This is a genomic window from Streptomyces graminilatus, from assembly GCF_001418565.1.
GTDB classification, from domain to species: domain Bacteria; phylum Actinomycetota; class Actinomycetes; order Streptomycetales; family Streptomycetaceae; genus Streptomyces; species Streptomyces graminilatus.
Genome location: NZ_LIQQ01000628.1, coordinates 1 through 6,302, shown reverse-complemented (window position 1 = coordinate 6,302; position 6,302 = coordinate 1). Strand labels below are relative to the sequence as shown.

The 6,302-nt window shown below is 70.1% G+C and carries 6 protein-coding genes and 1 pseudogene; 2 read left to right on the top strand and 5 right to left on the bottom strand.

Going from position 1 to position 6,302, the window contains the following annotated elements; genetic code table 11:
* Positions 1 to 118: 118 nt before the first annotated feature.
* The 5 genes and pseudogenes from AOK08_RS48125 to AOK08_RS38595 all read right to left on the bottom strand — a co-directional run bounded on the left by AOK08_RS48125 (position 119) and on the right by AOK08_RS38595 (position 5,029).
* Positions 119 to 853 (bottom strand): right-handed parallel beta-helix repeat-containing protein, encoded by a 735-nt coding sequence (locus tag AOK08_RS48125; RefSeq protein WP_479683336.1) that lies wholly within the window; start codon positions 851 to 853, stop codon positions 119 to 121.
* Between the two features lie 42 nt (positions 854 to 895).
* Positions 896 to 1,819, bottom strand: a pseudogene (locus AOK08_RS48120) (C40 family peptidase); the annotation flags it as partial.
* A 255-nt stretch (positions 1,820 to 2,074) separates the two neighbouring features.
* Complete coding sequence (locus AOK08_RS38605; protein ID WP_055534802.1) at positions 2,075 to 3,130, bottom strand: C40 family peptidase; 1,056 nt, start codon at positions 3,128 to 3,130, stop codon at positions 2,075 to 2,077.
* A 270-nt stretch (positions 3,131 to 3,400) separates the two neighbouring features.
* Positions 3,401 to 4,750: an NYN domain-containing protein gene (locus tag AOK08_RS38600; RefSeq protein WP_055534800.1), complete on the bottom strand. Its 1,350-nt coding sequence runs from the start codon at positions 4,748 to 4,750 to the stop codon at positions 3,401 to 3,403.
* Positions 4,751 to 4,789: 39 nt separating this feature from the next.
* Positions 4,790 to 5,029 carry a hypothetical protein gene (locus AOK08_RS38595; RefSeq protein WP_055534790.1) on the bottom strand — a complete coding sequence of 80 codons (240 nt, stop codon included), beginning with the start codon at positions 5,027 to 5,029 and terminating at the stop codon, positions 4,790 to 4,792.
* 159 nt (positions 5,030 to 5,188) lie between these two features.
* Here AOK08_RS38595 and AOK08_RS38590 point away from each other — a divergent pair, with 159 nt between their 5' ends.
* Entirely contained in the window at positions 5,189 to 5,968 is a 780-nt protein-coding gene (locus AOK08_RS38590) for a rhomboid family intramembrane serine protease (protein WP_422125813.1), read from the top strand.
* Positions 5,965 to 6,246: an Lrp/AsnC family transcriptional regulator gene (locus AOK08_RS38585; RefSeq protein ID WP_055534788.1), complete on the top strand. Its 282-nt coding sequence runs from the start codon at positions 5,965 to 5,967 to the stop codon at positions 6,244 to 6,246. The genes AOK08_RS38590 and AOK08_RS38585 overlap by 4 nt, the downstream gene beginning before the upstream one ends.
* Positions 6,247 to 6,302: the final 56 nt, after the last annotated feature.

The window sequence follows — 6,302 nt, the reverse complement described above, 5'->3', positions numbered from 1 at the left end:
GCCGGCCGCACGGGCGGGTGGCGGCATGCGGGGAGCGGAAAGCAGGAAAGGGGGAGCGGGGAAGCGGGGAAGGGGAAAGCGGGTAACGGGGTAACGGGGTAACGGGGAAGCGGGTGTGTCAGGACGTGCAGGTGATGTTGGCCAGGCCCTCGGCCGCGTCGTTCGCCTTGTTGTCGCAGGTGACTTTGTTGCCGTCGGACGTGAGGTGGAAGCCGTAGCCGGGCCCGTCCACGTTCGCGATGTTGTCCTGGAAGGTGTTGCCGGTGCCCCAGCCCTCGACGATCCGGTGGCTCTGGAAGCCGTCCAGCGGGGAGTGGCTTCCGGTGTTGCCCTGGAACAGCCAGCCGTTGCCCTTCACATCGACCCAGGAGTCGTTGTTGTGGGAGCCGCTCAGTTTCGATCCGTCGAAGGTGTTGCCGATGACCTTGCCGTCGCTGGTGCCCTCCTTGATGTCGATGGACTCGGCGGTGGTGTCGCTGATGTGGTTGCCGAGCACGACGTTGCGGTCGCTGGTGTCGATCTTGCAGTTGGTCACGGTGCACCAGTTGGACTTGGCGGTGCCGATGTAGATGCCCTCGCCGTACTTCTCGCGGCGCAGCCCGGTGGTGTGGACGGTGTTGTCCCGGACCATGTTGTCCGAGCTGAAGTCGCGCAGGTGGATGCCCTCGTCACCGATCTGTTCGACGGTGAGGCCCTGGATGACGGTGCCCACCACACCGTCCGCCATCACGCCCTTCTGCGCGTCGCGGACGGTGAAACCCACCAGCCGCCAGTAGCTGACGTGGTTGAGGTGGAAGGCGTAGCCGTCGTCGGTGCCGCCGCCGTCGATGACCGCTCCGGAACCGCCGCACAGGAAGATCGGCTTCGCCGCCGTACCGGAGTTCCCGGCGGTGAAGTTGCCCGTGTAGGTGCCGCTGGCCAGGGAGATGCTGTCCCCGGGCTGGGCCTGGGAGAGCGGGATCTGGTGGCCGGCGTACCGCTGGGCCTGTGAGGTGCGCGGGAGGGAGACTCCGGCCTTGGCGTACGACCACTGCATCAGGCCCGAACAGTCGAAGCCGGAGGGCCCGTTGGAGCCCCAGACGTACGGGCTGCCCAGTGCGGCGCGGGCGGCGGCGACGGCTGCTGCCGCACGGGCGCTCGGCGCTACGGCGGTGCCGGGGTCGGGCAGGTCGGCGCGGTCGGAGCGGGAGGCCCGGTCGTAGGCGGCCCGGTCGGCGGACGGCAGCGAGTTGAGCAGCGCCCGCGCCTTCGCCAGCTTCCGCTCGACGGTCCGCTTGTGCGCGGCGACCGCCTTGCGGCTGCGTTCCAGCTCGGTGAGCGTGCCGGTGGCCTCCGCGCGCTCCTGGGCGAGTTCCCGCATGGCCGCCTGGAGTTCCCTGAGTTCGGCGGCCTGGTGGAGGTTGATCCGGTCGAGCGCGGCGGCCTTCTCCAGGTATTCGTCCGGGTTGTCGGAGAACAGCAGCGCCAGCGAGGGGTCGAGGCCCCCGGCCCGGTACTGGGCGCCCGCGAGCGAACCGAGCGCCTCCCGCATGGTGTTGACGCGCAGTTGCTGCCGGGCGATCCGGTCCTGCGCCCGGGTCACCTGCTCGCGCAGCTCGTCGGCGCGCTCGTCGGCCCGGTTGTAGGACTCGGTGGCCTCCTCGGCCGCCGTGTAGAGCCGGTCCACCTCGGCCCGGGTGTGGTCGGTCGGCGCGGCGGTGGCCGACGGCACGGCGGCGCCGAGAGCTGCGGCTGCGGCGGACAACACGGTGAGGGCGGCGCCCGCGGCGCTGACTCCCCGGTCGAACCCGGACGGTGCAAGGCGGCGATGGAACCCCACGAGAAGCCGCACTCCTTCCGCTGGCGGACGCATCTGCTCCCCGGTGTTGGGGGCGCGCCAGACAGTAGCCGTGCGACTGCGCGTGGACCAAAGACCTCGACGGCCACACACGGTGACGCCCCGCCTATGACGCAGGTCATGGGCGGGGCGTGGGGTCAGCGGACCGTGTCGTGATTCGCCCGTTCGGGCGTCAACGTGTCCTGATCTTGAAAAGACCCGGAAGGAGTACGACGATCCGATCCGTCGACGAGAGGATCAGATCCGTACGCCGAACTGGAACGGCATGTTGTCGATCGACTCGTACCGGACGACCGTGCCGGTTCGCGGCGCGTGCAGGACCTGGCCGTTGCCGGCGTAGAAGCCGACGTGGTGGTGGTCGCCGTAGAAGATGACCAGGTCGCCGACCTGGAGATCGCTCTGCGAGTAGATGCGCGTACCGGCGTTGGCCTGCTCCTGCGAGGTACGGGGTATCTGGATCCCGGCCTGGGCGAACGCCCATGAGGTGAGGCCCGAGCAGTCGAAGGAGCTGGGGCCCGCGGCGCCGTAGACGTACGGCGAGCCGATCACGCTCTGGGCGGCGGCGTACGCGGAACCGGCGCGGCCCGTGACGGCCGCACCCGAGCCGCCCGCGTCGGACGGCGACGAGCTGAGGGCGGAGCGGGCGCTGGCGCGGCTGGCGCGGGCGTCGGCGGCGGCGATGGCCGCCTTCTCCGCGGCCGTCATGGAGTTGAGGAGCTTGCGCGCCTCGGCGAGCCTGCCCTGGACTTCCTTCTTCTTCCCGGCCAGTTCGGCGCGGGTGTCCGCGAGGTCGGCGAGCTTCTCGCTGGCCTCGGAGCGCTGCTGGGCGAGCGCGCGCTGCTTCTCCTGGACCTTCTTGAGCGACTCGACCTGCTGAGCGCTCAACTGGTCCATCGTGGACGCCTTGTCGAGGTAGTCGTCCGGGTTGGCGGAGAGGAAGAGCTGCACGGAGGGGTCGATGCCGCCGGTGCGGTACTGGGCGGCGGCGGCGAGTCCGAGGCCGTCACGCAGCTCGTTGAGCTCTTCCTGGCCACGGGCGACGTTGTCCTGGAGGGTGGAGATCTCCTTCTCCAGCCGGTCCTGCTTCTCCTGGGCCCCGTTGAGCTTCTCGGAGGCCTGCTCCGCCTGCTCGTAGAGGGCGTCGACCTTGGCCTTGACCTCGTCCTTGCTCGGCTTTTCGCTCGGCGCCGCGTTGGCGGCGTTGGCGCTGAGGGCCACGGCGGCAGCGGCGGCGGTGGTGAGCACGGTCACGCGGGTGCGGCTCGGCTGCTTCGGTCGACGATGGGACGCCACGGAGGCGAACTCCTTCTTCTCCCGCTGTCACTCCCTTTGAGTGATCACCCGAGCGGAGGTTCGAGGCACGACCCTAGTGACCTTCCTGTGATCAGTTCAAATCCTGACGCGAAAAATGTTTGTCACTCATCGTATTTTTTACACTCAACACACATACAGCAATGCCCGACTGACGCTAGGTTGCGCAAGGAATCCGTCAATTCGGTCATTACGCACTTATGTTGCGGAGCACGTTCAGCCGCACGTTCAGCCGCGCGGTCAGCCGCGCGGTCAGCCGCGCGAGAACCGCTTCAGCAGCACGACCGAGGCCACCGGCCGGGCACCGGCCTTGGCGATCCCGTCGGCCACCTCGCGGTCGGTCGACACGACGATGACCGGCCGGCCGGGCGGCTCCGCGCGCACCAGCTGCCGGATCAACTCGTCGGCGGTGACACCGGCCTTGGAGAACAGCACCCGTACCCCGCGCGGCGGCGCCAGCAGCACCGGAGCGGCCAGCTCGGCCCCGTCGAAGACACAGGTGACCTCGGCCCCGCTCTGCGCGGCGAGCTGCGAGAGCTGCCCCAGCAGCCGCAGCCGCTGCTTCTCCAGCGGCATCTGCGGATAGCCGGTCTTCGTCACGTTGTAGCCGTCGACGACCAGATGCGCCTGCGGCAGCGCGAGAAGCTGGTCGAGAATGGCCGGATCGTTCTCGGACAGGGCCCGGGCGGCGATGTCCTTCGGCGTCATCCGCCCCGGCTCGACCGCGTCCACGGTCTCGGCCGGCCGGACCGACACCGGCGGCAGCGCCAGCTCCCGGCGCAGCCCCTGGGCCGCCTCCAGCACGGTGTCCAGCAGCAGCCGTACGCGCATGTCCTCGACGCTGCGGCCCTCCCGGGCGGCGCGTCTGCTGGCCTCCAGCGCGGCCTCGACCTCGGCCAGCCGCCCCTTGAGCCGCCGGGCCTCGCTCTCGGCCCCGGAGACCTGTGCGTGCCCCTCCGCGCGCAGGGTCTCCATCTCGGCGTGCACCTTGCGCAGGGCGGCCTCGCCGCGCTTGACGTCGCTGAGGGCGGCGCGCAGCTTGCGGTGCAGCGACTCGGCTTCCTTCTTCGCCGTCTCCAGCTCCGTACGCAGCCGCTCGGTCTCCGTACGGGTGTGGCCGCGGGCGGCGGCCAGCTCCTCGCGCAGCCGCTCCAGTTCGGCCCGGCTCTCCTCGCCGGCCCGCTCGGCGTCGGCGCGCTGCGCCTCCTCGCCCGCCGCGGTGACCAGCTTCACCCAGCCCGTGGGGCGCAGCACATAGGCCGCCGCCGCCACGTCCAGCGGATCGGCGGCCGGGGGCGGCGAACCGGCGTCGAGCGCCCCGGCCAGCTCCGGCTGGGCCTCCCTGAGCTTGTCCCCGATGCGCTGCCGGAAGACCGCGTCGGCCTCCAGCGCGGAGGCCATCGCGTTGCCCGCGAACTTGGCCCGCCGATTGGGCGCGAACCGCGCGTACTGGCGCAACTGGGCGGGCAGTTCGGCCACCGTGAGCCCGCCGAACCCGTCCGACACGATCTGCACGACACGTCTGCGCACGCCGTCGGGCAGCGGGCGGTCGAGCACCTCGGCGGCGCCGTCGCCCGGCTCCCCGCCTGTGGTCTCCACCATCCGTCACCCCAACCAGTTCCGGTACGGGGCCGGCTCCTGTCAGGAGCCGGCGCCCGGCCTGTCCACGAGTTCCACCTGATCCACGGCGTTGCACCAACGGCAGCGCACCGACTCGATGGTCTCACTGACCACCTCGCGCTCCTCCACACTCGGATCTCCGGCGAGATCGAGGTGCACGTACTCCACGACCTTGGAGGAGCGGGTCACGTCGAACCGCGTGAGGTTGCCGCAGAGAGCACATCGCCACCGGGTCGACTCGGTGGGCAGAGGAACCGTCATCGTGGATATGTTCGCTTTCCATCTAGTATCCGTGCCGCGCCAGTTTCCCTGGAGCGTGTGGCACGTAACCCTAAGGCCTGCCGGGTACCCACCGCCCGTCCGTCCACAGCGGCGAGGCGGTACGCACTGTTCCGTCCCGTTACGCCATGCTCTGTGTCCATGATCGGCGAGTTCGAGAAGTGGCGTACGACGGCCCAGGGATCGTTCCGGAGAACAGTCCGGACGCCGATCGAGAGATCGATTCGCGCCCAGTCGGCCCCGGTGACGTACGGACTGATCGCCGTCTGCTGCCTGCTCTTCGCGATCGGCCCCGGCTCGGGCCTGAACCCCGGGTACGGCACCGGGGACGCCCTCCTCGCCGCTCAGCGGGCCTACTTCCACCGCTGGGGCGTCGTACCCGCCGACCTCTTCACGGGTTCCCCCAGGGCCACGCTCACCCCCGCCACGGCACTGTTCGTCCACGGCAGCTGGGTCCATCTGCTGGGCAACATGCTCTTCCTCTACGTCTTCGGCGCGATGACGGAGGAACGCCTCGGCCATCTGGAGTTCGCCCTCTTCTACCTGGGCTGCGGCTACCTCGCCCTGCTCGGCTACGCCGCTGCCAACGCCGGCTCGCAGCAGACGCTGGTCGGGGCGTCGGGCGCGATCTCGGCGATCCTGGGCGCGTTCCTGTACCTGTTCCCCGGCGCCCGCGTGACAAGCCTCCTCCCGTTCCTCTTCTTCCTGCCCCTGCGCTTCCCGGCCTGGCTGACCCTCCCCTTCTGGGCGACCCTCCAGTGGCTGGCGGCGGGCCGCGCGACCGCCGGCCCCGGGGTGGCGTATCTGGCGCACGTGGTGGGCTTCGGGCTCGGCTTCGGCTACGCGTGGGTGCGATATCGCCGTACGACTAGAGTGAGGCCCGCCCCAGCGACGGCCACCGAGGGAGAGAACCAGCCGTGATCACCGCGATCGTGCTCATCAAGACCAGCGTGGACCGGATCCCCGAGATCGCGGAGTCGATCGCCGCGCTGGACAGCGTGAGCGAGGTCTTCTCCGTCACCGGCACGTACGACCTGATCGCGATGGTCCGCGTCAAGGCCCACGAGGACCTCGCGGAGATCATCCCCGGCAGCATCAGCAAGATCCCGGGCGTGGAGGCGACGGACACCCACGTGGCGTTCCGGACGTACTCCCAGCACGACCTGGAGGCGGCGTTCGCCCTCGGACTCGATTCGTAGGGCCCGTCGGCGGGTGCGGGTCGTCGGTGGCTTGTCGCGCAGTTCCCCGCGCCCCT

Excerpts from the sequence above, each read along its gene's own strand:
- AOK08_RS38600 (WP_055534800.1), bottom strand. The coding sequence starts at position 4,750 with ATGGTGGAGACCACAGGCGGGGAGCCGGGCGACGGCGCCGCCGAGGTG.
- AOK08_RS38595 (WP_055534790.1), bottom strand. The coding sequence starts at position 5,029 with ATGACGGTTCCTCTGCCCACCGAGTCGACCCGGTGGCGATGTGCTCTC.
- AOK08_RS38590 (WP_422125813.1), top strand. The coding sequence starts at position 5,189 with ATGATCGGCGAGTTCGAGAAGTGGCGTACGACGGCCCAGGGATCGTTC.